This window comes from Bradyrhizobium sp. JR4.1 (assembly GCF_040548605.1).
GTDB lineage: Bacteria > Pseudomonadota > Alphaproteobacteria > Rhizobiales > Xanthobacteraceae > Bradyrhizobium > Bradyrhizobium canariense.
In genome coordinates, this window is the sequence record NZ_JBEPRY010000019.1 from 74,727 (window position 1) to 101,372 (window position 26,646).

23 protein-coding genes and 3 pseudogenes are annotated in these 26,646 nt (G+C 64.2%); 13 read left to right on the plus strand and 13 right to left on the minus strand.

What is annotated here, in order from left to right; translation table 11 throughout:
• Positions 1 to 94: 94 nt before the first annotated feature.
• A complete protein-coding gene (locus ABIB90_RS29695) occupies positions 95 to 1,942 on the minus strand; it encodes a serine hydrolase (protein WP_354201884.1) in 1,848 nt (615 codons plus the stop codon).
• 387 nt (positions 1,943 to 2,329) lie between these two features.
• Here ABIB90_RS29695 and ABIB90_RS29700 point away from each other — a divergent pair, with 387 nt between their 5' ends.
• Positions 2,330 to 2,668, plus strand: a complete 339-nt coding sequence (locus ABIB90_RS29700; protein WP_354201885.1) for a phasin family protein — start codon at positions 2,330 to 2,332, stop codon at positions 2,666 to 2,668.
• 73 nt (positions 2,669 to 2,741) lie between these two features.
• Here the strand turns inward: ABIB90_RS29700 and ABIB90_RS29705 are convergent.
• Positions 2,742 to 4,042, minus strand: a pseudogene (locus tag ABIB90_RS29705) (vWA domain-containing protein).
• A gap of 493 nt (positions 4,043 to 4,535) precedes the next feature.
• On the opposite strand from ABIB90_RS29705, the gene clpS reads away from it, so the two are divergent.
• Both clpS and clpA read left to right on the plus strand, forming a co-directional pair.
• Positions 4,536 to 4,868, plus strand: coding sequence for an ATP-dependent Clp protease adapter ClpS (gene clpS / locus ABIB90_RS29710; RefSeq protein ID WP_018455182.1), 333 nt, complete (start codon positions 4,536 to 4,538; stop codon positions 4,866 to 4,868).
• A gap of 285 nt (positions 4,869 to 5,153) precedes the next feature.
• A complete protein-coding gene (clpA, locus tag ABIB90_RS29715; protein ID WP_007603241.1) occupies positions 5,154 to 7,559 on the plus strand; it encodes an ATP-dependent Clp protease ATP-binding subunit ClpA in 2,406 nt (801 codons plus the stop codon).
• A 123-nt stretch (positions 7,560 to 7,682) separates the two neighbouring features.
• On the opposite strand, the pseudogene ABIB90_RS29720 reads toward clpA, so the two are convergent.
• From ABIB90_RS29720 to ABIB90_RS29735, 4 genes and pseudogenes are all read right to left on the minus strand, one after another.
• A pseudogene (locus ABIB90_RS29720) lies at positions 7,683 to 8,131 on the minus strand (PEGA domain-containing protein).
• 129 nt (positions 8,132 to 8,260) lie between these two features.
• On the minus strand, positions 8,261 to 9,682 hold the full coding sequence (locus ABIB90_RS29725; RefSeq protein ID WP_051058504.1) for an MFS transporter: 1,422 nt from the start codon (positions 9,680 to 9,682) through the stop codon (positions 8,261 to 8,263).
• A gap of 155 nt (positions 9,683 to 9,837) precedes the next feature.
• Positions 9,838 to 10,347 (minus strand): annotated as a pseudogene (locus ABIB90_RS29730) (aldo/keto reductase); the annotation flags it as partial.
• Between the two features lie 117 nt (positions 10,348 to 10,464).
• The gene (locus ABIB90_RS29735; protein WP_354201886.1) at positions 10,465 to 11,370 is read right to left on the minus strand and encodes a LysR substrate-binding domain-containing protein; all 906 of its coding nucleotides are present in this window, start codon (positions 11,368 to 11,370) and stop codon (positions 10,465 to 10,467) included.
• Between the two features lie 221 nt (positions 11,371 to 11,591).
• Here ABIB90_RS29735 and ABIB90_RS29740 point away from each other — a divergent pair, with 221 nt between their 5' ends.
• Positions 11,592 to 12,914, plus strand: a complete 1,323-nt coding sequence (locus ABIB90_RS29740; protein WP_354201887.1) for an aspartate aminotransferase family protein — start codon at positions 11,592 to 11,594, stop codon at positions 12,912 to 12,914.
• A 19-nt stretch (positions 12,915 to 12,933) separates the two neighbouring features.
• On the plus strand, positions 12,934 to 13,836 hold the full coding sequence (locus tag ABIB90_RS29745) for an amino acid ABC transporter substrate-binding protein (protein WP_354158417.1): 903 nt from the start codon (positions 12,934 to 12,936) through the stop codon (positions 13,834 to 13,836).
• Between the two features lie 24 nt (positions 13,837 to 13,860).
• Here ABIB90_RS29745 and ABIB90_RS29750 read toward each other — a convergent pair whose 3' ends face one another.
• Positions 13,861 to 14,817 carry an AraC-like ligand-binding domain-containing protein gene (locus ABIB90_RS29750; RefSeq protein ID WP_354158415.1) on the minus strand — a complete coding sequence of 319 codons (957 nt, stop codon included), beginning with the start codon at positions 14,815 to 14,817 and terminating at the stop codon, positions 13,861 to 13,863.
• 199 nt (positions 14,818 to 15,016) lie between these two features.
• Here ABIB90_RS29750 and ABIB90_RS29755 point away from each other — a divergent pair, with 199 nt between their 5' ends.
• Positions 15,017 to 16,033 carry a carbon-nitrogen hydrolase family protein gene (locus ABIB90_RS29755; RefSeq protein ID WP_354158413.1) on the plus strand — a complete coding sequence of 339 codons (1,017 nt, stop codon included), beginning with the start codon at positions 15,017 to 15,019 and terminating at the stop codon, positions 16,031 to 16,033.
• A gap of 26 nt (positions 16,034 to 16,059) precedes the next feature.
• A complete protein-coding gene (locus tag ABIB90_RS29760) occupies positions 16,060 to 17,100 on the plus strand; it encodes a phenylacetaldoxime dehydratase family protein (RefSeq protein ID WP_354158411.1) in 1,041 nt (346 codons plus the stop codon).
• Positions 17,101 to 17,105: 5 nt separating this feature from the next.
• Here the strand turns inward: ABIB90_RS29760 and ABIB90_RS29765 are convergent, their stop codons facing one another.
• Positions 17,106 to 17,744, minus strand: coding sequence for an HAD family hydrolase (locus ABIB90_RS29765; protein ID WP_354158409.1), 639 nt, complete (start codon positions 17,742 to 17,744; stop codon positions 17,106 to 17,108).
• Between the two features lie 606 nt (positions 17,745 to 18,350).
• On the opposite strand from ABIB90_RS29765, the gene ABIB90_RS29770 reads away from it, so the two are divergent.
• Entirely contained in the window at positions 18,351 to 18,551 is a 201-nt protein-coding gene (locus ABIB90_RS29770) for a hypothetical protein (protein ID WP_007603252.1), read from the plus strand.
• Between the two features lie 55 nt (positions 18,552 to 18,606).
• On the opposite strand, the gene ABIB90_RS29775 is transcribed toward ABIB90_RS29770, so the two are convergent.
• Complete coding sequence (locus tag ABIB90_RS29775; RefSeq protein ID WP_354158406.1) at positions 18,607 to 19,647, minus strand: TRAP transporter substrate-binding protein; 1,041 nt, start codon at positions 19,645 to 19,647, stop codon at positions 18,607 to 18,609.
• 114 nt (positions 19,648 to 19,761) lie between these two features.
• Here ABIB90_RS29775 and ABIB90_RS29780 point away from each other — a divergent pair, with 114 nt between their 5' ends.
• The 4 genes from ABIB90_RS29780 (at position 19,762) to tsaA (ending at position 22,437) form a co-directional block, all read left to right on the plus strand.
• Positions 19,762 to 20,709 (plus strand): transglycosylase SLT domain-containing protein, encoded by a 948-nt coding sequence (locus tag ABIB90_RS29780; RefSeq protein ID WP_354159274.1) that lies wholly within the window; start codon positions 19,762 to 19,764, stop codon positions 20,707 to 20,709.
• Between the two features lie 117 nt (positions 20,710 to 20,826).
• The gene (locus ABIB90_RS29785; protein ID WP_035994751.1) at positions 20,827 to 21,567 is read left to right on the plus strand and encodes an AzlC family ABC transporter permease; all 741 of its coding nucleotides are present in this window, start codon (positions 20,827 to 20,829) and stop codon (positions 21,565 to 21,567) included.
• A complete protein-coding gene (locus ABIB90_RS29790; RefSeq protein WP_354158404.1) occupies positions 21,564 to 21,914 on the plus strand; it encodes an AzlD domain-containing protein in 351 nt (116 codons plus the stop codon). The genes ABIB90_RS29785 and ABIB90_RS29790 overlap by 4 nt, the downstream gene beginning before the upstream one ends.
• A 31-nt stretch (positions 21,915 to 21,945) precedes the next feature.
• Positions 21,946 to 22,437, plus strand: a complete 492-nt coding sequence (gene tsaA, locus ABIB90_RS29795) for a tRNA (N6-threonylcarbamoyladenosine(37)-N6)-methyltransferase TrmO (protein WP_354158402.1) — start codon at positions 21,946 to 21,948, stop codon at positions 22,435 to 22,437.
• A 92-nt stretch (positions 22,438 to 22,529) separates the two neighbouring features.
• Here the strand turns inward: tsaA and ABIB90_RS29800 are convergent, their stop codons facing one another.
• From ABIB90_RS29800 to ABIB90_RS29815, 4 genes are read right to left on the minus strand one after another with little or no spacing between them, the layout of a single operon-like run.
• Positions 22,530 to 22,958 (minus strand): HIT family protein, encoded by a 429-nt coding sequence (locus ABIB90_RS29800; protein ID WP_007603258.1) that lies wholly within the window; start codon positions 22,956 to 22,958, stop codon positions 22,530 to 22,532.
• 52 nt (positions 22,959 to 23,010) lie between these two features.
• On the minus strand, positions 23,011 to 24,252 hold the full coding sequence (locus ABIB90_RS29805; RefSeq protein ID WP_354159272.1) for a GNAT family N-acetyltransferase: 1,242 nt from the start codon (positions 24,250 to 24,252) through the stop codon (positions 23,011 to 23,013).
• 54 nt (positions 24,253 to 24,306) lie between these two features.
• Positions 24,307 to 25,053 (minus strand): glycerophosphodiester phosphodiesterase, encoded by a 747-nt coding sequence (locus ABIB90_RS29810; RefSeq protein ID WP_354128549.1) that lies wholly within the window; start codon positions 25,051 to 25,053, stop codon positions 24,307 to 24,309.
• A gap of 5 nt (positions 25,054 to 25,058) precedes the next feature.
• Positions 25,059 to 25,526 carry a RidA family protein gene (locus ABIB90_RS29815; RefSeq protein WP_007603263.1) on the minus strand — a complete coding sequence of 156 codons (468 nt, stop codon included), beginning with the start codon at positions 25,524 to 25,526 and terminating at the stop codon, positions 25,059 to 25,061.
• Between the two features lie 232 nt (positions 25,527 to 25,758).
• Between ABIB90_RS29815 and ABIB90_RS29820 the strand changes: the two genes are divergently transcribed.
• Positions 25,759 to 26,604 carry a cell envelope integrity EipB family protein gene (locus ABIB90_RS29820; protein ID WP_354158399.1) on the plus strand — a complete coding sequence of 282 codons (846 nt, stop codon included), beginning with the start codon at positions 25,759 to 25,761 and terminating at the stop codon, positions 26,602 to 26,604.
• Positions 26,605 to 26,646 lie beyond the last annotated feature (42 nt).

The following is a 26,646-nucleotide window of genomic DNA, read 5'->3' on the forward strand; positions in this document are numbered from 1 at the left end:
AGGTTGTCGTGGAACAGCCTCGTCGGCCACCGCGTCCCGAAAATGAAAATGCCCGCGCTAGGCGCGGGCATTTTCATTGGAGCGGTGCGAAAGATTAGTTGCGGACGGTCATGCAGGAGATATCGGCGCGCTTCAGGGTGCGGCAGACGGCTTCGGCCTGGTCGCGGTCGAGCCCGGCGAAGCGGGCGCGGTAGAGCTTGCGATTGTCTTTCGCGACGACCGGCTCGGTGAACGGGTCGGCCTTGCTGAGCAGGCCACGAGCCGAGCTGCGCGCCGCGTCGATGCGCTGCTGGGCTTCGTTCTCGCTCTCGAGCGCGCCGACCTGGACGATCCAGCCGCTGTGGGTGACGACCGGCTTCGTGGTGGCGCTCATGATCGGCTGCAGCGCCGGGTCGGCTGACGCGAGCTTCGCAGCAGCCGGGGCAGGTGCGGCGGCGGTTGCGGCCGGTAAGACGCCGAGGACGCCGTTGCCGGTGCCGAAGCCCGCCGGCTGCCGCGGCAGCTCGGTACGGGCGATCTCGGCCCTCGGAGCTTCCGGTTGGCTGGCGACCTCAGGCTTGTTGATGAGGTCTGCCCGGGCGACGACGGCGCCGGAGGTTTCGGCGACGTCGGAACGGGACGCGATCGTGCTCGTGACCTGCGGTGCGATCTGAGCCGGGGCGGCGGAGGCGACCTTCACGGCGCCGGCCTTGACCTGGACGGTCTTGACCCGGACCGGCTTCATCGGCTCGGACGAGCCGGGGATGATCGAGAGCGGCTGGCTCGAGATCACGCCATTCGTGAGCGGCGCAGGCTCGATCCTGGATTCTGTCGGCCGAACTTCAGGCCTGTTGGCTTCAGATCTGGGCTGAGCCGGCGGCACCGCGGCAGTCGCAGCCGCAAGCGTCGAGAGGCGCGCGGCGAGACGCGACGGGGCTGCTTCGGGAGCAGGGGCAGCCGCAGCCTGGACCTGCGGAGCGGAGCGGGTCGGGGTATCCGACGCATCGGCGACTTCGGCAGCGGCATCGGAACCGTTGCGCTCGGTGACCGCGGCGACGGTGTGGGTGGTCGCGGCCTTATCGAGGTTCTCCGCGAGCAGGTTGCGCATGATGGCGTCGCGCGAGCCGCCGCTGCGGCCGCCCAGCACCACGCCGATCAGGTGGCGGTTGCCGCGGCGCATCGAGGTCACGAGATTGAAGCCGGAGGCGCGAGTATAGCCGGTCTTGATGCCGTCCACGCCCTCCACATTCCCGAGCAGATGATTGTGGTTCCGGATCGACTGTCCGCGCCAGTTGAAGGTCGAGGTCGCGAAATAGCGATAGTAGCGCGGAAAGCGCTCCTGGATGGCGCGGCCGAGCGTGGCCTGGTCGCGCGCGGTCGTGACCTGCTCGTCGTTGGGAAGGCCGTTGGCGTTGCGGTAAACCGTCCTGGACATGCCGAGCGAACGCGCCTTGCGCGTCATCATCTGGGCGAAGTCGTCCTCGTCGCCGCCAATCGCTTCCGCGATCACAACGGCTGCGTCGTTGGCGGAGCGGGTGACGAGACCCTTGATCGCGTCCTCGACGCGGATGGTCTGGCCGGCACGCAGGTTCAGCTTGGTCGGATCCTGATCGGCGGCGTGCTGTGAGACCGGCATCTCGGTGTCGAGCTTCATCTTCCCGGACTCGAGACGCTCGAACAGCAGATAGAGCGTCATGATCTTGGTCAGCGAGGCCGGATGGCGGATCCCGTCGGGGCTCGTTGCCTGAAGCACGGAGCCGGAATTGCCGTCGACGATGATCGATGCGAATTTCGGGCTGGAACTCTCGGACACATCGCGCTGCACGCGGTGTTGCGCATAGTGACGCCGGTGGCGCCGCGCCTCGGCAGCATCTGTGGTGAAGATGACCGCACTGGTAACCGCAAGAAGCCCAAAAACGCCAACCCGCGCCAAGCGCGAGGAAGACAAGTTTTTACGAAGCATGAAACCCCGTCCCCGTTTCTGACTTGATCACCGGCTCGTGAGGCGAAATTGTGCCCATGGGACCCTGGATCATTACCTGCTCAGGCTGTCCTCCGCAGGTGTTGGCCGCGGGTGACGTTGGGCCTGAGCCGCTGTTCTGGCTAAGGTGATGTTCTCCAACGGCTTTTGGCCGCTTGTGGAAGTAGAACACGTCCAGGGAATCAAGGTAGGGCGCTGCGGTTTCCAAAAGCTTAAGGAACCATTGCGGGAAACCCCGGGAATCGCGGCGAATTTTGTACGTAATTTGTGCGACGCACAAAATTCTTGACTTTTTTGTGCGTTGCACTAATTGTGAGCAGAGTCAGGGAGCCGGGGCTTCCCGACGAGAGCTAGGGAAAAGGATTCCGAATGTTCAAGGTTGAAGACTTTCAAGGCTACGGGAAAGAGCACTTCGAGCAGTACGTCGCCTCCGCGACCTCGATGCAGCACGGCCTTCAGGCGATCGCCAGCGCCTACGGCGACTACACCAAGAAGTCGTTCGAAGACACCAAGTCCTTCGTCGAGAAGCTTTTCGGCGTGAAGTCGCTGGACAAGGCCGTCGAAGCGCAGACCGAATTCGCCCGTTCCGCCTACGAGTCCTTCGTCGCGGAATCGCAGAAGATCGCAGGCCTTTACGGCGACCTCGCCAAGCAGGCGTTCAAGCCGGTCGAGACCATTGTGTCGAAGTTCACTCCGGCCGCCAGCTAACGTTTCCTGACGTCCTGGAATCAAAAGCCCGGCTGCAACAGCCGGGCTTTTTTTGTGTCGCGGCGTGTCGATCTCAGCGCGCCACGCGCAGCTTGGACAGCGACGTGCCGATGTCCTTGAACACCGAGACGGTCTGATCTGCCTTCGTCACCAGATAGAACTTGTCGGTGCCGCTCGCGCATATTGCAGTACGCTGGACGTCGGATCGCTCCCGGTGTTCACTTGCACCGTATAGATCGTGATGTTCGCCGCCTTGGCGTTGTCGCACAGTTTCTTCTGCCGCGCGTCGATTTGCCAAGCGTTGCCGTACCAGCGGTTCTGCGTGTTGAGACCGTCGGAGAGCAGCACGATCGCGTCCTTGTAGGTGTAGTTGGCGTCTTTGGCCGGCGCGTTCATGGGATCGCCGGTCGACAGCGTCATCCAGCCCCAGGCGAGGCCAATGCCCTGGTTGGTGTTACCGGTGGGCTTCATGGCGTCGATCCGGCTCTTGAGTGAACTCCAGTCGTAGCTCAGCGGCATGATTGGCTGCAGATAGGACGAACTGCCGGTGTCGCAGTAGGAGTACTGTTCAGCCGGGAACTGCGTTCCCGCGTTGCCGCCCGTGGGCGTCGTGCTCTTGGTGTCGTAGTCCTGGTCGCGGTCGACCACGCATCCCGTCCACCTGTTGTGGTTGGCGGACCTGGTACCGCGGGCCGCGTCCCAATCGGTGAAATCGACCCAGTACTTGTTGTAGTTGCTGGCACCGACGTTGACGTCCTTGGCAAACGGAACGATCGAGATGTAGACGTCGCCATCGGTCTTGGCGAGCGGGCTGAGCTGGTCGACGAGGCTCTTCGCGGCGGTCTGCATCGCCGCCATCTTGCCGTCGTCCGCCATCGACCCCGTGTTGTCGAGCACCAAGGCCACGCGCATGCGCACCAGACCCCAGGCGCTGGTGGAATCGGCGCCGACGTCGAGTGTCGGGAAACCTGCGACCTTCATGAAGGTGGTCGTGTAGGTGCCGGTGCCGGTGACCTGGATGGTGGAGCCCATGCTGGTGCTTGCGGTGTAAGTGGCCGCGATGCTGACCGACGGCAGGGCGTTGGTGGCGGTGAACAGGGCGTTGAAATAAGCCTGCGCTTTGGTGCTGATCTGCGACGCTGTGATGGTGCCGGACGACAGATCCTTGGAGACCATCAGCGAGGTCGAATCGAGGGCCGCCTGCATTGCGGAACGAGCCTGGGCCGCGCGACTGTAATCGATTGCAGCTCCGACGAAGCCTAGAACCGGGAGCAGCGCGATAGCGAAGATCACGGCGATATTGCCTTGTTCGGCCGCTGCAAACCGGGAGAGGTGTCGACCAACAATACCGCTGACAAGGGGCAGGCGAGACATGACGATTCCCGGAAATCTGTGACTTTGCCCGTTTTCGCGCCACGCCATTGAAGGCAGGGTAAATGGATCCGTAGAAAACCGGAGATAACCCGCGCGAAGCCGCCGCAGCCGCGTTACTGGCCGGGTTCCTGGTCAACATCTTCTAAACGGGCGGGGCGGAAGCTTTTGTCAAATCAGTCCGGATTGATTAACCTTGGTGAGGATCGCCCGGACCGGGAATCGGGACCGCCATGGCCGCATCGGCCGAGCTGTCGCACGCTTGCGGCGAGCCGGGGGCAGGCCCATATTCGGTGAAGCCGATCCGGCTTGGACCGGACCGGCTGGAAGCGGCGACCCAACAAGGCGGTGCGCCTGTGCGAAGCTCCGAAGGCCGGGGCTGCGCGGCGAACCGCCATACGCTTCTGTGGGGAATTTGAACGCCTGAGCCATGCCGCAACTGTCTTCCAGACCAGATCCGTCCGCGGCCGCCGCCGCCCACGCCCACGCTCCGCTGATGAGCAACGACGAGAACCGTTCGGGCGGTCCCTCCGCGCCAAACACGTCCGTCATCACCAAGGTCAAGCCGAAGACGAAGCGGCCGAACCTGTACCGTGTGCTGATCCTGAACGACGACTACACGCCGATGGAATTCGTCGTTCATGTGCTGGAGAAATTCTTCCAGAAGGACGCCGAGGCCGCAACCAAGATCATGCTGCACGTACATCATCACGGGATCGGGGAGTGTGGCGTGTTCACCTACGAGATCGCCGAGACCAAGGTGACGCAGGTGATGGATTTCGCTCGCAAGCACCAGCATCCGCTGCAATGCGTGATGGAAAAGAAGTAAGACACGGCGCGTTTGAAGGCGGTTCTTGTGCATGTCGCAGTGTGATTGCCGCGTGATGTCTGCGCGCGATGTTCGTTGCAGACGGCAAAACTACGGAATTTCGGACCGGTGCCGATCGTGCCCAAACCGGAACGGGTTTTGCATCGAAAAATACCGCAGCTGTGCAGCCGCCTGAGTCGCGGAACCGGTCTTTCGCCGCGATCTTGTATAACTATATGTGACAAAGGTTGTTGTTGCCTGACCGGGCGATGGCGATCATGATGGTGGGGGCCATAGAGGACGCGAATGCCGACTTTTTCCCAAAGCCTTGAACAATCCCTGCATCGTGCACTGGCGATCGCAAACGAGCGTCATCACCAATACGCGACGCTCGAGCATCTTTTGCTCTCCCTGATCGACGACTCCGATGCAGCCGCCGTCATGCGCGCCTGTAGTGTCGACCTCGACAAGCTCCGTACGAGCCTCGTCAATTATCTTGAGACCGAATTCGAGAACCTGGTGACGGACGGCGCCGACGACGCCAAGCCGACCGCAGGTTTCCAGCGCGTGATCCAGCGCGCGGTGATCCACGTTCAGTCGTCCGGTCGCGAAGAGGTGACCGGCGCCAACGTGCTGATCGCGATCTTTGCCGAGCGCGAGAGTCATGCCGCGTATTTCCTGCAAGAGCAGGACATGACGCGCTACGACGCCGTCAACTACATCAGCCACGGCATCGCGAAGCGACCGGGCGTCTCCGAGGCACGCCCCGTGCGCGGCGTCGACGAAGAGACCGAGACCAAGGGCAGCGACGACGCCAAGAAGAAGGGCGAGGCGCTCGAGACCTATTGCGTCAACCTCAACAAGAAGGCGCGCGACGGCAAGATCGATCCGGTGATCGGACGCAATTCCGAGATCAACCGCGCGATCCAGGTGCTGTGCCGCCGGCAGAAGAACAATCCGCTGTTCGTGGGCGAGGCCGGCGTCGGCAAGACCGCGATCGCGGAGGGCCTGGCCAAGCGCATCGTCGACAGCGAAGTGCCGGAGGTGCTGGCGGCTGCGACCGTGTTCTCGCTCGACATGGGCACGCTGCTCGCCGGTACGCGCTATCGCGGCGACTTCGAGGAACGCCTGAAGCAGGTGCTGAAGGAACTCGAGGCGCATCCCAACGCCATCCTGTTCATCGATGAGATCCACACCGTGATCGGTGCGGGCGCGACGTCGGGCGGGGCGATGGATGCCTCGAACCTGCTCAAGCCCGCGCTCGCTTCCGGCACCATCCGCTGCATGGGCTCGACCACTTACAAGGAATACCGCCAGCACTTCGAGAAGGACCGCGCGCTGGTGCGGCGCTTCCAGAAGATCGACGTCAACGAGCCGACGGTCGAGGACGCGATCGCAATCCTCAAGGGACTTAAGCCGTACTTCGAAGACTACCACCGGCTGAAATACACCAATGAGGCGATCGAGGCTGCGGTGCAGCTCTCTTCGCGCTACATCCACGACCGCAAGCTGCCGGACAAGGCGATCGACGTGATCGACGAATCCGGCGCGGCGCAGATGCTGGTCGCCGAGAACAAGCGCAAGAAGACCATCGGCATCAAGGAGATCGAGACCACGATCGCTTCGATGGCGCGGATCCCGCCGAAGAGCGTGTCGAAGGACGATGCCGAGGTGCTCAAGCATCTCGAGCAGACCCTGAAGCGCACCGTGTTCGGTCAGGACAAGGCGATCGAATCGCTCGCCGCTTCGATCAAGCTGGCGCGAGCCGGCCTGCGCGAGCCGGAGAAGCCGATCGGCTGCTATCTGTTCTCGGGTCCGACCGGCGTCGGCAAGACCGAGGTCGCAAAGCAACTCGCGGCGTCGCTCGGCGTCGAGCTGTTGCGCTTCGACATGTCCGAATACATGGAGCGGCACACCGTGTCGCGCCTGATCGGCGCGCCTCCCGGCTATGTCGGCTTCGATCAGGGCGGCCTGCTCACCGACGGCGTCGACCAGCATCCGCATTGCGTGGTGCTGCTCGACGAGATCGAGAAGGCGCATCCCGATCTCTATAACGTGCTGCTCCAGATCATGGATCACGGCCGGCTCACCGACCACAACGGCAAGCAGGTCAACTTCCGCAACGTGATCCTGATCATGACCACGAATGCGGGCGCGTCCGATCTCGCCAAGCAGGCGTTCGGCTTCACGCGTTCGAAGCGGGAAGGCGACGACCACGAGGCAATCAACCGGCAGTTTGCGCCGGAATTCCGCAACCGTCTCGATGCCGTCGTGTCGTTCGGCCATCTCAGCGTCGAGGTGATCGGTACGGTGGTCGAGAAGTTCGTGCTTCAGCTCGAAGCGCAACTCGGCGATCGCGACGTCACCATCGAGCTGTCCGAGCCCGCCAAGACCTGGCTGGTGAAGCATGGTTACGACGAGCAGATGGGCGCACGTCCCATGGCTCGCGTGATCCAGGAGCACATCAAGAAGCCGCTTGCCGACGAGGTGCTGTTCGGCAAGCTCAAGGGTGGCGGCCATGTCCGCGTCGTTCTGATCAAGGACGAGGCCGACGAGAGCAAGGACAAGATCGGCTTCGAGTTCGTCGAGGGTCCGGTCACGCCGAAGCAGGAGAAGCTCCCGGGTGCCCGCAAGCGCCCGCCGGGCAAGTCCAAGCCCGGTGGCCCCGGCGGCTCGAAGGGGCCGACCAAGAGCCCGCTGGTCAAGGTTTGATCTGCACGCGATGAATTGAAAAGGCCGGCTGCAGAGCCGGCCTTTTTGTTTAGCGCTGGATGTTGCCTCGTGGCGGGGCCGGGCAGGAACTAGGCTCAGGTAGCCGATCCCGTCGTGCCGACCTTACGTCCCAGCCTCCGGCGCGCGGGGCGGCTGCGGCTTTTTCGGAGCGCGCGGCGCTGCGTGCGGGACAGAGGGCTGCATGGTTACGATAACTGGATTCGGTTGTGATCGGTTGCCGCCCCGGTCGCTGCATCGACGCCCATGCCGACGACGCCGCCGAGCAACAGATTGCCCGCAAAGCCGGCGGCTCCGCCGGTCTGTATGTCTCGGCTGAGCGGAACGACCTGCGGTTCATAGCCTTCCTTCTGGAAGGCAATCGAGATGTCGGCGCTGCGTTTGACGACCACTGAGCAGGGTGTGGTGCAGGTGGTTGGAACTTCCATTCCGTTGACAATTGCTTCCACGCCTGACGGTGTTGATGAGATGCTGATATTTTCGGTCGTGCCGCGCGTGACAGACGCGCAGCCGCCCAGCATGACGCTGAGCGCCACAATTCCAAATGATCGCATGAAGTGCCCCTTATTCCCCGACGCCATTGAAGCGCAACCACAGCGGGAGGGCAATACGTCATTGGTTCAGATAGTTAAGCTACGCACCGGTTGTGTATAGGAAGGGTGGTAGCGTCCGCGTGGGCTCGGCTAGTCACCGCGCAGGCGCTGGTCGTCCTGCACACGAACATGCTCGGCGCCGCGCGCGCCCGCGGGCGACAGCCGCAACATGCTCAGCGCCGCGCCGCAGAGCGCGAAGCCGACGCCGGTCAGCAACGCGATCCTGGTTCCCTCGATCGGATAGCGGCCGAGGAACAGCGCGACCAGCGCTGCGCCGGTGGTCTGCCCAAGCAGCCGCGCCGTCCCCAGCATGCCGCTGGCGCCGCCGGCACGCTCGCGCGGGGCGGCCGCGATCATGGTGCGGTTGTTGGGGGTCTGGAACAGGCCGAAGCCGGCGCCGGCCAGCGCCATCCGCCAGATCACATCGAGCGGCGTGGGCGCCGCCGGCAGCAAGGCGAGCGCCGCGAGGCCGCAGGCGAACAGCGTGAGGCCGATGCCGCCGAGCAGGCCTGCCGGATAATGCTCGACCAGGCGACCGGCGAGGGGTGCTGCGAACGCGACCGCGATCGGCCAAGGCGTGATCAGGAGCCCCATATGCACCGCCGAATAGCCGAAGCGGCTTTGGAGGTAGAAGGGGATCGCGACGAAGGCCAGCATTTGCCCGCAGAACGAGGCGATCGAGGTTGCGATCGACAGCGCGAACACCGGGATGCGCAACAGGTCGATCGGCAGCAGCGGCGAGGCCATGTGGGTCTCGCGGTAGATCAGCAGTGCGCCGGCGACGAGCGCGATGGCGAACTGCACGAGGCAGGTGATCGCCGCTTCGCCATGACCGACGCTATCGACGGCCGCGATGCCGACGCCGAAAGTGATCGCGGACAGCCCCGCGCTCTGCCAGTCGAAGGAATGGCTCGCAGGCCTGGTGTGCGGCAGGCTGCGCAAGCCCAGCACCAGTGTCACCACGCCGAGCGGGACGTTGATGGCGAACAGCCAGGGCCAGCTGCCGAACGCCAGGATGCCGGCCGCGAGCGTCGGGCCGACCGCGGCCGAGAAGGCGACGACGAGGGCGTTGAGCCCGATGCCGCGGCCGAGCTGGCTGCGAGGGTAGGTGAAGCGCACCAGCGCCGCGTTGACGCTCATGATGCCGGCCGCGCCGAACCCCTGCACGATGCGTGCAATCGTGAGGAGCGGCAGCGTGTGCGCCAGCGCGCAGAATGCGGAGGCAAGCGTGAACAGCACCAGCCCGACCAGATAGACGCGGCGATAGCCGACGATCTCGCCGAGCGAAGCCAGCGGCAGCAGCGAGATCGTGATCGCGAGCTGGTAGCCGTTGACGATCCAGATCGAGAACGCCGGGCTTGCATCGAGGTCGGCCGCGATCGTCGGCAGCGCGACGTTGGCGATGGCGCTGTCGACCACTGCCATGATGATGCCGAGCGCAATCGTCAGGACCGCCTGGCCACGCTGCGGCTGCGGCAGGCCGTCGGCGTGCTCCATGGGGGCTGGCGACATGATGGCGGCGGGCTTGATTCGAGCCGTGGTTCGTCTCCGGACTAGGAAATTGCGAGATGCATCGCAACCCGGCAGGATACGGGCGGTTCCTGCGCCCGGCGCGGGTCTCCCGGCACCGCGGGCATGGGTCGGAACGGCCTTCGCGGGCTCACTAGCACGCCAAGCGATTTCATCAGGTGCCAGCCCGAAAAGTTCGACACGCCGACGTAGCGGATCTTGCCGGCGCGCACGAGCACGTCGAGCGTGCTAAGCACCTCCTCAGGAGGGGTGAAGGCGTCGAAGCCGTGAAGCTGGAACAGGTCGATGTAATCGGTGCCGAGCCGGCTCAGCGAAGCATCGATGGCTGTGAGCAGATGCTGCCGCGACGACCCGATGTCGTTGGGGCCGTCGCCGAAGCGGAACGTCGCCTTGGTCGAGACCAAAACCTTGTCGCGGCGGCCCTTGATGGCTTCGCCGAGAACGCGCTCGGATTCGCCGAGCGAATAGACGTTCGCGGTGTCGAACATCGACACGCCGGCATCGAGACAGATATCCAGAAGGCGCCGCGCTTCGGTCGCGTCAGTCGTGCCCCATGCAGCGAGGCGGCCAACGCCGCCGAAGGTACCGGTCCCAAGACTCAAGGCGGGTACCATCAGGCCCGAGCGGCCCAAGCGTCGGTATTCCATCGATTTGCTCCTCGGCTGGCCGCTGATTGATCCCCGCGGCCTGGTGCCGATGGTAGAGCAAGCACGCGCAGTGTCCTATTGCGTGCTCACATAGCGGCTCTGCTGGGGCCGCACGCGTTACGCCACGATTGTCTCCTTCAAATTCGCAGCCGTGATCTTCGCGCGCAGCCAGGCTTCGAACGCGTCGACATGGCTGCGGCCTTTGGCCTCGGAGGACCGCACCAGATAATAAGACACGGTCTCGACCTCGAATTGGGGCTGATGGAACGGCGCGACTAGGGTGCCCTTTTCCAGCTCGTCGGCGGCGAGAATCTCGCTCTCCAGGACGACGCCGAGACCTTCGACCGCGGCGTCGATGGCCATGGTGGATCGATCGAACCACAATTCGTGGCGTGCCTTGATCGTCGTGCCGACGACCTTTCGCAGATAGTCGGTCCAGGTCAGCGCGTTCGACGAATGAATCAAGGTGGCCCGGGCAAGATCGCCGGGCTCGTGAAGTCCGAGTTGCTCGATCAGAAGCGGGCTACAGAGCGGACGCAGACGCTCAGCCAGGAGCGGCTCGATCTGCCGGTCGTTGAGGACGGGCGGGCGTCCATAGGCGATGGCGAGATCGAAGCGAATGGTATCGAGCTCGCGCAAGTCGGCGATAGTTGACAGCCTGATCCCGATCTCCGGATGCTCGCCGATGAAATTCCCGATCCGCGGCTGAAGCCATTTGGCGGCAAAGCTCGGGCCGCTCGCGATGAACAGATGATTGCGCTGCGACTGCGGCGCGACCAGCCGCGTCGCGCCCATGATCATTCCAAATGCGCGCTCGATCTCGGCGGCATAGACGCGACCGGCATTGGTGAGCACCGCGCGGCCGGCGTGCCGCGAAAAAACACGAACGCCGAGGAAATCCTCCAACTTCTGGATGTGGTGGCTGATCGCGGAGGGCGTAACCCCGAGCTCCTCTGCGGCGCGGCTGAAGCTGCCGTGGCGCGAAGCGGCTTCGAATGCCGACAGCGCCTTGAGCGGCGGCATTCTCGACCGCGGTGTTGACCCCGCTTCATCGGCTGCTGAGTTTTTTGAACTGGCGCCCATCATGTCTGCCCGGTACGAATTTATCTGTTGCTCAGGCAATTCTTGTACCGCAAACGCCCTGAAGCAACAGCTTCGTGCCCCAAAAGACCGACCCGACAACGGCGAGTGCATCGCCACACCGCACGGCTGTGCGGCGGATGCCGCTTGCCCGAGGAGAACCCATGACTTCAGCGCTGAAACAGGCCGCCGACGAATTCCTCGTCCGCTATGGCGGAGACGTGTTTCCGAACCTCTTCACCTCGGCGAAGGGGACGATCGTGACCGACAGCGATGGGCGCGACTATCTCGATTTCACCTCGGGCCAGATGTGCGCCACCATCGGCCACAACCATCCAGCCATCGTCGCGGCGGTGGAGAAGGCGGGAAAGAAGGCCTTCCATCTCTTCAGCGGGATGATCCCCGAAGTGGTCGCCGAGCTCGCCCAGGTGCTGGCGAGGGATTGGCTGCCCGGCGATCTCAAACGCTCGATCTTCATCAATACCGGTTCGGAAGCAACCGAAGTCGCGCTCCGGATGGCCAAGATGTACACGGGCGGCTACGAGGTGCTCGTTCTCGGCGGCTCGTGGCACGGCATCACCGGCGGAGCGGCCTCGGTCTCGATGGCGAGCGACCGCAAGGGATATGGCGTGCCGCCGCCCGGCGTGTTCGTCATCCCGGAGCCGAACGCCTACCGGCCCTACATCTCGAAGGGCAGCGATGACGAGTCTGCGCTCGCCAATCTCGAACTCGCCCTGAAAATGTTCGACATGCAGTCGAGCGGGAGGGGTGCTGCGATCATCGCGGAGCCCGTGATCAGCGCCGGCGGCGTGCTGGTGCCGCCGAAGGCGTTCATGGAGGCCCTGCGAAAGGCGGCTGATGAGCGCGGCATGCTGCTGATCTTCGACGAGGCCCAGACTGCTTTCGGGCGTATCGGAAAGAAGACCGGATCCGAATATTTCGGGGTCGTTCCGGACATCATGACTATGTCGAAGACGCTCGGCGGTGGGCTTCCGCTTGCGGCGGTGTCGACCACCGAGGCGATCGAGAGCAAGCTCCACGAGGATCACTTTACCTATTACACCAGCCACGTGTCCGATCCCTTGCTTGCCGAGGTCGGGCTCGCGGTGCTGCGCGTGATCACTGAGGAGAAACTTGTCGCACGCGCCAACGAGATGGGAGCCTACCTGCGAGGCCGGTTCGAAGGGCTCCAGCAGAAATACGAGCAGATCGGCGACATCAGAGGCATGGGCCTTCTGCTTGGCGTCGAGCTGGTCAGCGATCGCAACAGCCGACGCCCAGCCCACCAGCTTGGCGGCCTCACCACGAAGAAGTGCTTCGAGTACGGGCTGAGCATGAACATCCGCCGCCGCCCCGAGCGCGGATCGGTGTGGCGTATCGCGCCGCCGTTGACCGTCTCGACCGAGGAGATCGACCGCGCTGTTGAGATCCTTGATCGGGCTTTGAGAGAAAGTCTCGACGAGCTGTCGCGAAATCCCACTGCTTAGCAACTGGTTGGAGGCTGACATGATCCGCGTACACGCGCCGAAGCTCGCCATTGCCGCCGCATCACTGGCGCTGCTCGAGATGGGGGCCGCGCAAGCGGCGAGTCAGACTTTGGAAAAGATCAGGGAGGTCGGCAAGATCAGCTTCGGCTACCGCGAGGCGTCGATTCCGTTCGCCTATCTCGGAGCAGATCAGAAACCGACCGGGCTCTCGCTCGACCTCTGTGCCGCAGTGGCCGACAAGGTCAAGGTCATGTTGCAGCGGCTTGAGCTGGAGGTCGAATACGTTCCGGTGAATGCGTCCAATCGCATCCCGCTGCTCCAGAACAGTACCATCGACGTCGAGTGCGGCAGCACGACCAATACGGCCGAACGGCAAAAGCAGGTGGCGTTCTCCGTTGCGACCTATGTGGCATCGCCGCGCTGGCTGGTGTCGGCCTCGTCGCAGCTGATGGAGCCGAAAGGACTTGACGGGCAGACGGTCGTCATCACGCAGGGCTCGCTGAATTTCGGCGTCGCCAAGAAGCTCCTCGATGACCAGAAGCTGAATGTGACGATCGTGCAGGCCAAGGACCACGCCGAGTCGCTCCTCATGCTGGGAACGGGTCGCGCCACGGCGTGGTTCGAGGACGATATCCTGGTTGCCGGTCTCGTCGCGAACGCCTTGGATCCCAGGGCTTTCCGGATGTTGGCGGCCACCTATGCGCCTTCTTACTATGGGCTAGTGACCCGCAGGGAAGATCCCGAGTTCAAGGCCGTCGTCGATGCCGCGATCAAGGAGAAGATGGCGTCCGGTGAATTCGGGAGGCTCTACGCGAAGTGGTTCGAGTCGCCGATTCCGCCGAAAGGGGAGAACCTCCAGCTTCCCATGAGCGAAGCGATGAAGGCCCGCGTCGCATCTCCCAGCGATGCGCTTGTGCCGTAGGCGACGCTCTCGGCAGACCTTGCGTCAATGCCGCGACTGGCTCTGCCGGTAGTCGCGCGGTGACATCCCGAAATGCTCGCGGAAGACGCGGCCGAAATGCGAGAGGTCGTTGAAGCCCCAGGCGAAGGCGATCTCGCTGATGTGGCGGTGAGCGAGCACGGGGGAGACGAGATCGCGTCTGCATTGAGCGAGGCGCTCACCGAGGACGTAGCGCTGGAACGAGGTTTCCTCGTCGGCGAGGAGATCGTTGACATAGCGGGACGAAATGCCGAGCGCCGCTGCGGTCTCGGACAGCGAGAGGTCGGGATCGGCAAGATGAGCCCGGATATTTGCCTTCAATCGGTAGAGCAGGGCGGAGCGATGGGTCGAGGACGGCAGCGGCGTCTTGCCTAGCCGCTCGCCCAGCGCCATCGCCAGGACATCGACGGCCTGTTCCGACAGCGCGGCGGCGTGGTGCGGATCGATCTGATCCGCGCTCTGGCAAAGCCGGTAGATGAAATCGTAGGCGATCCTCTGCAGTGCCGAGTCTGGTCCGAAAGCGCTGGCGGTTAGGGTTTCGGTCGCGCCGAGCCGGCGCTGCAGCATCTCGCGCGGCACCTTGAAGATGGTCTGCGTGAAGATGCCGTCGAATTTCAGCTCGTAGGGCCGGGTGGTGTCATAGAGCGCAAACTCTCCCGGGTGCACCACGGCCTCGCGGCCGTCCTGCACCACGCCGCCGGCGCCGCGATTGCCGAGCGCGATCAGGATGAAATCCTGATCCGAGCGAGCGATGCGCGAGGGCGTGCGCAAGACGTGCTGACGGTCGGAGCAGACCTCGGAGCATTCCACCTTGCCCAGTGGCGCCCGGGTGACGGAGCCGCGAAAGGCGCTGCCAAGATCGGACCTGCAGTCGAGCCCGACGAAGACGTCGCAGACGATATCCTGCCAGAGCGCAAGCCGACGGTGGCCGGGGCTGTCGTCCGTGGTGAACTGGATTGGCATCTGCAGAGCCTCCCTTTCACATCCCGCAACATCGCGCGTTGGCGCAGGTCCCGCCTGGCCGGAGGCAAATCCCGTACCGGGTCGGCGAATCCCGTCCGGTCGAGTTTTTGTTCCGCCGCGGTCGAGCGCCCGCCGCCCCGGCTTGGTCAAATAGACTGCATCGGACCTGGCTTCCGATCAACCGGCAAGGGAGGTGGGAATGGGCATCGAACATCCGAAATACAAGGTCGCGGTGGTGCAGGCGGCGCCTGCCTGGCTCGATCTCGACGCCTCGATCGACAAGTCGATCGCCCTGATCAGGGACGCCGCCGAGAAGGGCGCAAAGCTGATCGCCTTTCCGGAAGCCTTCATCCCCGGCTACCCCTGGCACATCTGGATGGATTCCCCGGCCTGGGCGATCGGCCGCGGCTTCGTGCAGCGCTATTTCGACAATTCGTTGTCTTATGACAGTCCGCAGGCCGAGCGGCTGCGCGACGCCGTGCACAAGGCCAAGCTCACTGCCGTGCTCGGCCTGTCCGAGCGCGACGGCGGCAGTCTTTATCTGGCGCAATGGCTGATCGGGCCGGATGGCGCGACCATCGCAAAGCGCCGCAAGCTGCGGCCGACCCATGCCGAGCGCACGGTCTATGGCGAGGGCGACGGCAGCGATCTCGCCGTGCACGCGCGGCCCGACATCGGCCGCATCGGCGCCCTGTGCTGCTGGGAGCATCTCCAGCCGCTGTCGAAATACGCGATGTATGCCCAGAACGAGCAGGTCCATGTCGCGGCCTGGCCGAGCTTTTCGCTCTACGATCCGTTCGCGCCGGCGCTCGGCGCCGAGGTGAATAACGCCGCCTCGCGCGTCTATGCCGTGGAGGGCTCCTGCTTCGTGCTTGCCCCTTGCGCGACGGTCTCGCAAGCGATGATCGACGAACTCTGTGATCGGCCGGACAAGCACGCGCTGTTGCATGCCGGTGGTGGCTTCGCTGCGATCTACGGTCCGGACGGCAGCCAGATCGGCGATAAGCTCGCGCCGGACCAGGAGGGCCTCTTGATCGCCGAGATCGATCTTGGCGCCATCGGTGTCGCCAAGAACGCCGCTGATCCAGCCGGGCATTATTCGCGCCCCGACGTGACGCGGCTCCTGCTCAACAAGAAGCGCTACCAGCGCGTCGAGCAGTTTGCGCTGCCGGTCGACACCGTCGAGCCCACGGACATCGCCGCGGCGGCGAGCTGATCGCCGGAATCGAGGGAGGCACGCTCATGGAATCCGCAATTCCTCTGCATCTCGAGACCCCGCGCACGCGCCACAAGCGCGTGCCGGACGATTACCAGCCGCCATACCCGTCCTTCGTGGCGCGCTATAAGCCTGCGGTGAACCGGGTCGTGATGGCCTATTTCGGCCTTCAATATCGCGGCACGGCGCCGGCGGCTGCGACCGACGCGCTCGCCGACATCGCGGAACGGTTTGCCGCGGAAGGCAGGCCCTCGCATTGGGACCGCGCGCAATACGTTGATCAGGCCGGTTACGAGAACGTCGTCTCGGTGGCCTATTGGGACGACATTGCGCGGTTCGACAAATGGTTTGCACCGGCGCGCGAGGCCTGGACCGGAACGCAGCGCGAGGGCATCGGCACTTTCATCGAGGTGCTGCGCCCCACGGTGGCGCGGCACGAGACGCTGTTTTCCTCGCTCGGCCGGCCGGAGGGCGTCGCCGCTATCGCCGGCGGCATGAGCGGCGAGGTGCAGGAGCACGCCTATTGGGGCGGCATGCGTGATCGCATCCCGCTGTCGCAGACTGATCCAATGTCGCCGGGCGGCAATCCCGAATTGATCCGCGACGGCGCGCGGCTGCGCGTGCAGGCGCACGACAATCTCTGCCTGATCCGATCAGGCCAGGATTGGAGCGATACCGAGACCTCGGAGCGAAAGCTCTATCTCGACGACGTCGAACCGGTGTTGCGCGAGGGCATGGATTTCCTGCGCGATGAGGGCCTCGGCATCGGCTGCTACGCCAACCGTTACATGGGCGTGCTGGCAGCCGACGGGAGCGCGAGTGAAAAGTCCTATGGTCAAAGCTGGTGGAAGAGCCTGGCGGCGCTGGAGCAGTGGGCGGAATCGCATCCGACCCACGTCAGGATATTCGGCGCCGCGATGAAGTACCTGTCGACGCTCGGCCCTTCAGCAAAACTGCGGCTCTATCACGAGGTCACTGTGGCGGCTGCAGACGAGCAGTTCTTCGAGTATCTGAACTGTCACACCAGGACCGGCATGCTGGCGGCGGTAGAGACCGTCAGCCCTTGATGGACCTAGACCACGCAGTGACCGAGCAGCTCCGAATGCGCGGCGCAGATGTGATGCGCGCCGGCGTCCCGCAGCTCGGCCTCGCTGCCGTAGCCATAGAGCACGCCGATCGCGGTCATGCCGTTGGTGCGGGCGCCGACCACGTCATGGCTGCGGTCGCCGATCATGATCGCGCTGGCGGGATCGACCCTGGCTTCGTCGAGCGCGTAGCGCAGCAGGTCGCGCTTGTCGACGCGCGTGCCGTCGAGCTCGGAACCGAACACGCGCTCGAAATACGGTTTCAGGCCAAAATGCTCGACGATACGGGTGGCGTAGACCGCGGGCTTGCTGGTCGCCACGAACATGCGCGGTGTTGTCGCGGCAAGCGTTGTCAGCGTGTCCACGATGCCGGCATAGGCTTCGTTCTCGAACAGGCCGACATCGCTGAAGCGCTCGCGATAGAGCAGCAGCGCCCGGTCGGCGAGTTCCGCGCTGCCCGTGAGCTTTTGCAGGCTGGCATGCAGCGGCGGGCCGATGCACCAGGTCAGCTCGTCCGCGCTCGGCACCGCGACGTTGAGCCGCTCCAGGGCGTACTGGATCGAGCGCGTGATCCCGGGCTTCGGGTCGGTCAGCGTGCCGTCGAGATCGAAATAGATTGTCACCATGTCGCCACGCCTGTGTTGATACCGCCGCCTATTGCTTGACCTAAACGAGGCCACGGACCAAGGCAAACGCGCAACCATTGTCAGGCCGAAAATCGCCTTCTTGATACCGCGTATCCCTTAAAGCTCGCTATTCGCGGGAGGGAAGCGTAAAGTCACGCCATCACCGCCTTCCATTGGCATCGACCGGTGACTGAGGGTCACCAGCGCTCCCGCCGACTAAGCAGGAGCGTGTATGACTCGATTTCGTCTGGTCGACTGGATCCGCCGGAGAGCGCTTCTCGTCGCATTGATGCTTGCCATATTGATACTTGGCACACTTTCGCAAGGCGCTGTCGCGGCAGGGCCGGACTGCCGGGCGATCGAAAGCACGAGCGGACGTCTCGCCTGCTACGATGCTGCGTTTCCTCCAAAGGAAAGAAAGCCCGCTGCTGCGGAGAACGATGGGTCCCGTGGTGCCTACAAGGACCCGTTCGTGGCGGAAGAGGCCAGAACCGCAGCGAAGCTGAAGAACATCTGCCGCGGCTGTTGAGGGTTGCTCGTTCGCCGCGTCTTGTTAATGGCGAATCCGGACGAGAGATCGGGACGATTTTTTTCAGGAGAGGCCGGATGAGCGAGCGACTTGAAACTCTGAAGAAGGCCCGTGATCGCATGATCGAGGACAGGGATGCGCATGCGAAAGTGCTGGCCGCTCCGTTTGTGCGCGACACGGCCGAGCGAGCGCGCAACAAGTTCATCGAGATCCAGGCGCTGATCGATGCCCTCGACCGCGCCATCCGGGGCGAAATCCCGGGTCCGGTCAAGAACTAGGGCGGTAGGCAGCGACACCGGCAGGACGTCGATCGTAGATGCCGCTAACGCTCCCTCATTGCTGTCTCGCCCATTCGACGATGGCGGTTGCCTCCGCGCCTGCGCGGGTTTCCCAGGCGGCGATCGCGTTCGTTGCTGCCTTCCGCAGCTCCGTGACAAGGGACGCAGGCGCCGGCTCGGCGATATGGACGCCATTGTCGCGCATCCGCGCATAGTTCTCGATGGTGCGGTGGGTCAGTAGCGCGAGCTGGCTCTGTTCTGTCTCGGCCGCCGCGGCCAGCACCTCGCGCTGCATCGGTTCGGACAGTTCGGCAAAGGCGTCGCTGCGGACGAAGGCGATCGAGATCGGCATCGCGTAGTTGATGGCCGTGAAATGCGGCAGAAAGTCCCACAATTTGCGCCCCGCACCGCCGTCGCCGGAGGTGAGGAAGGCATTCAGCCGGTGTTCCCTCAGTCCGGCGAGCGCCGCGTCCATCGGCAGGAATTGCGCGTTCGCGCCGGCCGCGCGCATGACCTCGGTGGAATTGGCATCATAGGTTCGCAAGTTCAGTTTCGGCAGGTCGTCGGCACCTTCGAGCGACCGCTCCGACCACAGGCCCGTGGCCGGCCAGATCGTCACATAGAGCAGCTTGAGGCCGCGCGCAGCGAGTGCTTTTTCGTAGAGCGGGCGCGCCCGCAGATTGGTGGCGCGGGCGATGTCGACCGATTGCACGAGAAAGGGCAGGGTGGACAATCCGAACACAGGGTCGAGGCCCGAGAGCGCGCCCGCGAAGGCATCGCCGCCCGCGATCCGGCCGTCCAGCGCCGCGCGCGGCATCTCGCCCGAGTTGATCTTGAGCTGGTTATCGAAGGCGTTCGTCACGGTCACGAAACCGTGGGTACGGTCGGAGACGCGGCTTGCGAAGGTCGCGAGTCCAATCCCGGAGATGTTATTCTCAGGGTATTCCGTGGTCATCCGCCAATTGACTTGAGAGGTGACTTGGGACGTCACCTGCGCGGCGGCTGGCGCGACGCCCAGGATGAATGCGGCGAGGACAAGAATCGCGCGGATCCGTTTGGCGGGGTAACGCATTGGGAGAAGCAGGTCAGGCAGCATATATTGGCAACTCGTCGAACCATGGCACGATGCCACAACATGGCAGATCAAACTGTCGCATGCCGCGCCGAGGCGCGCCACCGTCATGCCTGCACGCGATGGGTGCAGATTGCGATGTGCATCATCCCCGCGCTGCTTGTCTCGGCGACACAGGTTGTTGCGTGGGACAGTTCGCCCGCCGAAACCGACGTCGCCGTCCCCAGCGTCGAAGAACTCGCCGTGCAGCCGGCGAAGCCCGCGGATGCGCGCGAGAGCGACACGCGGGAATCGATCTGCCTGATCGTCGAGGCCGCAGCGCGCGATGCCAATCTGCCGCTGGAGTTCTTCGCCCGCGTGATCTGGCAGGAGAGCCGCTTCCAGGCCGATGCGGTGGGGCCCATGACGCGCAGCGGCGAACACGCGCAGGGGATCGCGCAATTCATGCCGGGCACCGCGAGCGAGCGCGGGCTGCTCAATCCCTTCAATCCCGTGCAGGCGCTGCCGAAGTCGGCGGAATTTCTGAACGAGCTGCGCAACCAGTTCGGCAATCTCGGCCTGGCGGCGGCCGCCTACAATGCCGGGCCGCGCCGGGTGCAGGAATGGCTCGCCGGCACCGGCAGCATGCCGGAGCAGACCCGCAATTACGTTCTTGCCATCACTGGCACCAGCATCGATGCCTGGGCCAAGGCAGGCGCAACGGGCAAGGGTCCGCCGAGCGCGCCACCGACGAGCTGCCGCGATCTGATGGCGCTTTTGAAGCGCGCGCCAAATGCTTTCGTCGCCGAGCTCGAACAGCATGTGGAGCTGGCGGCCGCAAAAATCTGGGGCGTGCAGCTCGCCGCGGGCTTTGACCGCAACCGGGCACTGGCTATGTATTCCCGCGCGGTCACGCGGCTGGGCGCCGTGATCGGCGAACGTGATCCGAGCCTGCTGAGCTCAGTGATGCGCAGCCGAGGCACGCGCGCCTTCTACCAAGTGCGCATCGGCGCCGATACGCGGAGCGAGGCGGATGAACTCTGCGGTCGCATCCGCAAGGCGGGCGGGGCATGCTTCGTGCTGAAGAACCGCGGTGTGAGCGGGTAGGGGACGCGCCCCGAATGGCAACCACGCGTGCATGCCAGCCCCGCCGCGCGCTTTCTTGACGCCCGCCGCCGTATTGCCCGTTATGCAGGCACGATTCCTCACCCGGCCAAGACTCCCGTGGCGCTTCCTCCGCTCGATTCACCTCAATGGCAAAGTCCCTGGCGCGCCTTTGCGTGGGGACTGCGCTCGATCACGCAGACGATCCTCACCCTCGTCCTGTTCGCGACCTATCTCGGCATTGGCGCGCTCGCCCACGACACCCATTTCAGCCTGCTCTGGGCGCTCTGCTCGACGCTGTTCGTCTGGGCAGGTCCGGCGCAGATCATCCTGATCACCACGCTCGGCTCCGGCGCGACGGTCATCCAGTCGGCGATCGCGGTCACCGTCAGCGCCATTCGCCTGTTTCCGATGGTGGTCTCGGTGCTGCCGCTGATGCGCACGCCGACGACGAAACGGCGCGAGCTGTTTTTCGCGGCGCATCTCACTGCAGTGACACTGTGGGTCGAATGCCATCGCTTCCTGCCGCAGGTGCCGCGTGAACGCCGGATCGCCTTCGTCAACGGACTTGGCTTCGGTCTTGTCTCGGTGTGTCTCACCGCCAACACGGTCGGCTATTTCCTTGCCGCGAATCTGACCCAGACGCTTGGGGCGGCGATCCTGTTGCTGACGCCGCTGTCCTTCCTGTTCTCGACCGCACGCAACAGCCGCGAGGTCGCCGATGTCGTCGCACTTGCGCTAGGGGTTCTGCTGTATCCGCTGGCCGCGAAAATGAACTCCGGACTCGACATCCTCGTCAGCGGCCTCGTGGCCGGCACCATCGCCTATGGCGTGCATTGGTGGCGGGAGGTGCGTGCATGAGCTTTGCGCAACTCATTGGCGACTGGCAAGCGCTGGCAGTGCTGTTCGTCGCCGGCGTTGTTCCCAACCAGATATGGCGCATGCTGGGCCTGTGGTTCGGCGGCGGCATCGACGAAGGCTCCGAGCTTCTGGTCTGGGTACGGGCGGTCGCCACCGCGATCCTGGCCGGCGTCATCGCCCAGATCGTGGTCGAGCCGCCCGGTGCGCTTGCGAGCGTGCCGGACGCCTTGCGCTACGGTGCGGTCGGCGCCGGCCTCGTCGTCTTCCTGCTGACCCGCCGCTCGATCTTCGCGGGCGTGGTCGCGGGCGAAGTCTTCATGCTGGCCGGCAAGTGGTGGTTGGGCTAAAACTGCCGGCGAACAGCAGGGAATTGGAAATATGGTTCGCGAAAACGAGCTCCGCGAGGGTGAAGTCTCCATCGAGCTGCCGCCGACGCAGGATGCCGGCCTCGTCTTTATCGGCCGCATCCGCACGCCCTGGAGCTCGCGGCTGGAGACCCCGCGGCAGGGCCGGCATGACGGCCCGATATGCCGGCTCGAGATCTTCGAGCCGTTCGTGCCGGCGATCAAGGGCGTCGATTTCTATAGCAATCTCGAAGTGCTCTACTGGCTCGACAAGTCGCGCCGCGACATCGTCCTGCAAAGCCCGAAGAACAACGAGAAGACCCGCGGCACGTTTTCGCTGCGCTCGCCGGTGCGCCCCAATCCGATCGGCACGTCGATCGTGAAGCTGGTCGGCATCGAGGGCAACGCGATTCTGGTGCGCGGGCTCGATTGCCTCGACAACACGCCGCTGATCGACATCAAGCCGGATCGTTGCGAGTTCACGCCGCTGGCCGCCCCGCAGCCGGGGGATTTCCAGACAGAGTAAGGGGCGGCGATCGTAGCCCGCATGGAGCGAAGCGGAATGCGGGAACGGTCCCGGATTGCGCTTCGCTCCATCCGGGCTACGGGAGCTGAGACTCAAACCGCCTTCAACGCCGCGATCAGCTTGGTCGCGTTCTCTTCCAGCACCTTGACGTCTTCCTTGCGGCTGGCGGGCGGAAGCATCGCCACGCCGTCGTGGCGCGGCATCACGTGCATGTGGAGATGAAACACCACCTGTCCGCCGGCCGCCTCGTTGAACTGCTGCACGGTGATGCCGTCGGCCTTGAACGCCGTCATCGCTGCGGCAGCGATCTTGTGCGCGCCGCGGGCGACATGGGCGTAGTCGTCCGGCTTGATGTCGAGGATGTTGCGGGCAGGTGCTTTTGGAATCACCAGCGTGTGGCCAGGTACCCGCGGCATGATGTCGAGGAACGCGAGCACGTGCTCATCCTCGTAAACCTTGTGGCAGGAGAATTCACCGCGCAGGATCTTTGCGAAAATGTTGTTGGGGTCGTAGGCGGTCATGGCGGCGGCTCCCTGGAATTTTGCGCTTACTGTCACCAGCCGCAACGAACCGTCAAGGCGCCTCGTCGGCGCCTTTGCGGAACGGGCCGAGCTCGGCTAGCTCACGTCCGGCTTCCGCGACATAGGCGCGCTCGCGCTTGAGGTAATCGTCGATGGCGCGGCGCAAGCCGGGATCGGCGATGAAGTGCGCGGAGTGGGTGGTCCGCGGCAGGTAGCCGCGTGCGATCTTGTGCTCGCCCTGCGCGCCGGCCTCGACATTCCCCAGGCCGCGTTTGATGGCGAAGTCGATCGCCTGATAATAGCAGACCTCGAAATGCAGGAAGGGATGATGCTCGACCGCACCCCAGTTGCGGCCGAACAGCGTGTCCGAACCGATGAAGTTGATCGCACCCGCGATCCAGCGATCGTTGCGACGGGCCATGACCAGCAGCACGTCATCGCTCATGGTCTCGCCGATCAGCGAGAAGAATTCCCGTGTCAGATAAGGCCGGCCCCATTTGCGCGAGCCAGTCTCCATGTAGAACATGAAAAACGCATCCCATGCGTCTTCCGTAATGTCTTTGCCCGTAAGGCAGTGGATGGTGATTCCGGCGGCGAGCGCATCGCGCCGCTCGCGCTTGATCGATTTGCGGTGGCGTGAGTTCAGCGTCGCCAGGAAATCGTCGAAACTCGCAAAACCCTCGTTGTGCCAATGGAACTGTTGGTCGGTGCGCTGGAGGAAGCCGTGCTTGGCGAGCAGCTTCCACTCCGCTTCGCGGGCGAAAGTGACGTGCACCGAGGAAGCCTTGCTGACGCCGCACAGCGCCACCAGCCCGCTCGCCAGTGCCTCCGTGATGCGCTCGTGGTCGACGCCTTCGCGAACCAGCAGCCGCGGTCCCGTGGCCGGCGTGAAGGGAACCGAAACCTGCAGCTTCGGATAGTACCGCCCGCCGGCGCGCTCATAGGCATCGGCCCAGCCGCGGTCGAAGACATATTCGCCTTGCGAGTGCGATTTCAGGTAGCAGGGCACGACGCCGGCGACGCGACCGTCGATCTTGGCCACGAGATGCCGCGGCCCCCAGCCGGTGCGGATCGTGGCCGAACCCGATTTCTCAACGGCCGATAAAAACGCGTGGGAGACGAAGGGGTTATAGGCAGGCTTTGAGAGGCCGAGAGAATCGCCTGGAAGCCCGGATGAGGTTCCCTTGCCATGCCCATTACAAGACTTGCCGGGACTAGCGCAGGCGTCCCAGTCGTCTGGCGATACTTCGCCAATGGAAGGTACGGCCTCAAGGGTGATTTCGGATGGTGCCATCATGCCCAAGATCGTGCATTGCAGCAGCGACTTCAAGAGTGGGAAACATCAAGCCTACGGTACGAAGCCCTCGAAGATCATCTGATCCGCATGTTGTGCGACCCGCGTCCGCTGCTCGGTCGTACGCACGGTCCAGCCGAGCAGGGCGCAGCCGAACACATTGCGGGCGATCCAGGGGGCGGGGGCGGGCAGGTCGTCGACCCTGAAGGCGACGAAATGCGGCTGGGTCTGGAAGCCGTGGCGCAGGTACAGCATGCTGTCGCGCTGCTCCCGGGTCAGGTAAGCCCAGTATTCGTCCTGATAGCTCCGCTGCGCGACGATGCCGCGGGGGCGGGAGGGCAACAGCTCGCGCAGCGCCAGCACCTGGTCCGGGTCGAAGGACATGCCGACGGCGGGGCCGTCATAGGATGCCAGCACCTCGGCCATCCGCTTCACCAGCTTGCGGTCGCCGTCAAAATGGCTCTTGACCTCGATCACCAGCGGCACGCGGCCGGCGACCAGGCCGCAGAGGTCGCTGAGCGACATCATCCGCTCGGCCGTGTCCTTGAACGTGAGCGCCTTCAGTTCAGTGGCGGTTTTCTCGACCAGCGGGCCGGTGGCCTCGGTAAGGCGGCCGAGCGCATGGTCGTGATGCACCATGGCCTCGCCGTCGGCGGAGAGCTGGATGTCGACCTCGATCGAGAAATTGCCCGCAATCGCAGCCTGCACCGCGCCCGGCATGTTCTCGACGATGCGGCGGGAAATGTCGTGCAGGCCGCGATGGGCGACCGGGCGGGCTGTCAACCAATCAGGAGCGCGCATTCGCCTCAGGCGACCTCGAACACGCCTTCGACCTCGACCGCCGCATCCGCGGGCAGGGAGGCGACGCCGACGGTGGTGCGGGCATGACGGCCCTTGTCACCGAAGGCGGCGACCATCAGATCGGAGGCGCCGTTGAGGACCTTCGGCCCGTCCAGGAAGTCCGGCGCCGAGTTGATGAAGCCGCCGAGGCGCACCACGCGAACGACCTTGTCGAGGTCGCCGAGCGCCGCCTTGACCTGGGCCAGCAGGTTGACGGCGCAGCCGCGGGCGGCCGCCGCGCCCTCTTCGATGGTCACGCCGGCGCCGAGCTTGCCCTTGGCGATCAGCTTGCCGGCGGGATCGAAGCAAACCTGGCCCGAGACGAACAGCAGATTACCGGTGCGCACGAACGGCACGTAATTGGCCACGGGGGTGGGAGCCTCGTGCAGCTTGATACCCTGTTCCGCCAGCTTCTGCTCGACCGTGCCCGCCATGTCCGACCTCGTTGTCCAAAAATCCATCCGCCGGGCAGATCCGTCGCAGCCCGGCGGGCCCTGTTTCGCCCATCGTGCCGCCACATGCAAGCAACCCTCGGGGGTGGCATTTTGTTGAGGCAGGGCAGGAGGTTCAACGCAAAGGCCGCAACTTTACGTGAAACGGCCTCAGTTGCGACGCAATGGAACGTTCATTAAAATGTCGAATCTGCGCTTTCCCCAAGGACCAGACATGCTGCACCTTTTCCGGACTTCGCTCGGTGTGACTGCGCTCGCGGCGGCCGCTCTCGGCTCCGGAGGCGGGGCGCTGGCCGCGAACGGTCCGTTCCTCGCGCATCAGGCGCTCTATGATTTGAGCCTGGTGAAATCGCGCTCCAATTCGATCAACAGCGCGCGCGGCCGCATCCTCTACAATTTCACCGGAAGTTCGTGCGAGGGCTACACCTCCGAATTCCGCCAGGTCTCCGAGCTCGACAGTGGCGAGGGCAAGGTCACGCTCAGCGACCTCCGCTCCAATTCCTGGGAGGACGCCGGCGGCAAAAGCTACCGCTTTAAGATCGAGACGCGGATGAACGAGGCGGATGCCGGCCGGGTCGACGGCTCGGCGGAGCGCGACGGCGACCACATCAACGTCAAGCTGAAGCTGCCGGCGCCGAAGAACTTTACGCTCGACGGCAAGATCGTGTTTCCGACCGAACAGATCCAGCGCATCATTGCCGCCGCAAAGGAGGGCAAGTCGCTGCTCGAGCTCTCCGTCTATGACGGCTCCGACGATGGCCAGAAGGTCTACAACACGCTGACCGTGATCGGCCAGCCGATCCCGGCCGAGCGCGAAGGTTCGCCCGATCCGTCGACGTCAGATGAGCACATGAAGTCGCTCAAGCGCTGGCCCGTCACCGTCAGCTATTTCGACCGCGAGGCCCAGCAGAAGGAAGGCGAGCAGACGCCGGTCTATGCGATGGCGTTCGAGCTCTACGAGAACGGCGTCTCGCGCCAGCTCGTGCTCGATTACAACGATTTTGTGATTTCGGGCGCGATGGGCAAGTTCGACGCGAAGGACAGCAAGCCCTGCAATTGAGGGCTGGCCTGCAACGCAGTCTCTGGCTAGGCTCCCTCCCAA

Excerpts from the sequence above, each read along its gene's own strand:
- ABIB90_RS29695 (WP_354201884.1), bottom strand. The coding sequence starts at position 1,942 with ATGCTTCGTAAAAACTTGTCTTCCTCGCGCTTGGCGCGGGTTGGCGTT.
- ABIB90_RS29700 (WP_354201885.1), top strand. The coding sequence starts at position 2,330 with ATGTTCAAGGTTGAAGACTTTCAAGGCTACGGGAAAGAGCACTTCGAG.
- clpS (WP_018455182.1), top strand. The coding sequence starts at position 4,536 with ATGAGCAACGACGAGAACCGTTCGGGCGGTCCCTCCGCGCCAAACACG.
- clpA (WP_007603241.1), top strand. The coding sequence starts at position 5,154 with ATGCCGACTTTTTCCCAAAGCCTTGAACAATCCCTGCATCGTGCACTG.
- ABIB90_RS29725 (WP_051058504.1), bottom strand. The coding sequence starts at position 9,682 with ATGTCGCCAGCCCCCATGGAGCACGCCGACGGCCTGCCGCAGCCGCAG.
- ABIB90_RS29735 (WP_354201886.1), bottom strand. The coding sequence starts at position 11,370 with ATGCCGCCGCTCAAGGCGCTGTCGGCATTCGAAGCCGCTTCGCGCCAC.
- ABIB90_RS29740 (WP_354201887.1), top strand. The coding sequence starts at position 11,592 with ATGACTTCAGCGCTGAAACAGGCCGCCGACGAATTCCTCGTCCGCTAT.
- ABIB90_RS29745 (WP_354158417.1), top strand. The coding sequence starts at position 12,934 with ATGATCCGCGTACACGCGCCGAAGCTCGCCATTGCCGCCGCATCACTG.
- ABIB90_RS29750 (WP_354158415.1), bottom strand. The coding sequence starts at position 14,817 with ATGCCAATCCAGTTCACCACGGACGACAGCCCCGGCCACCGTCGGCTT.
- ABIB90_RS29755 (WP_354158413.1), top strand. The coding sequence starts at position 15,017 with ATGGGCATCGAACATCCGAAATACAAGGTCGCGGTGGTGCAGGCGGCG.
- ABIB90_RS29760 (WP_354158411.1), top strand. The coding sequence starts at position 16,060 with ATGGAATCCGCAATTCCTCTGCATCTCGAGACCCCGCGCACGCGCCAC.
- ABIB90_RS29765 (WP_354158409.1), bottom strand. The coding sequence starts at position 17,744 with ATGGTGACAATCTATTTCGATCTCGACGGCACGCTGACCGACCCGAAG.
- ABIB90_RS29770 (WP_007603252.1), top strand. The coding sequence starts at position 18,351 with ATGAGCGAGCGACTTGAAACTCTGAAGAAGGCCCGTGATCGCATGATC.
- ABIB90_RS29775 (WP_354158406.1), bottom strand. The coding sequence starts at position 19,647 with ATGCTGCCTGACCTGCTTCTCCCAATGCGTTACCCCGCCAAACGGATC.
- ABIB90_RS29780 (WP_354159274.1), top strand. The coding sequence starts at position 19,762 with ATGTGCATCATCCCCGCGCTGCTTGTCTCGGCGACACAGGTTGTTGCG.
- ABIB90_RS29790 (WP_354158404.1), top strand. The coding sequence starts at position 21,564 with ATGAGCTTTGCGCAACTCATTGGCGACTGGCAAGCGCTGGCAGTGCTG.
- tsaA (WP_354158402.1), top strand. The coding sequence starts at position 21,946 with ATGGTTCGCGAAAACGAGCTCCGCGAGGGTGAAGTCTCCATCGAGCTG.
- ABIB90_RS29800 (WP_007603258.1), bottom strand. The coding sequence starts at position 22,958 with ATGACCGCCTACGACCCCAACAACATTTTCGCAAAGATCCTGCGCGGT.
- ABIB90_RS29805 (WP_354159272.1), bottom strand. The coding sequence starts at position 24,252 with ATGGCACCATCCGAAATCACCCTTGAGGCCGTACCTTCCATTGGCGAA.
- ABIB90_RS29810 (WP_354128549.1), bottom strand. The coding sequence starts at position 25,053 with ATGCGCGCTCCTGATTGGTTGACAGCCCGCCCGGTCGCCCATCGCGGC.
- ABIB90_RS29815 (WP_007603263.1), bottom strand. The coding sequence starts at position 25,526 with ATGGCGGGCACGGTCGAGCAGAAGCTGGCGGAACAGGGTATCAAGCTG.
- ABIB90_RS29820 (WP_354158399.1), top strand. The coding sequence starts at position 25,759 with ATGCTGCACCTTTTCCGGACTTCGCTCGGTGTGACTGCGCTCGCGGCG.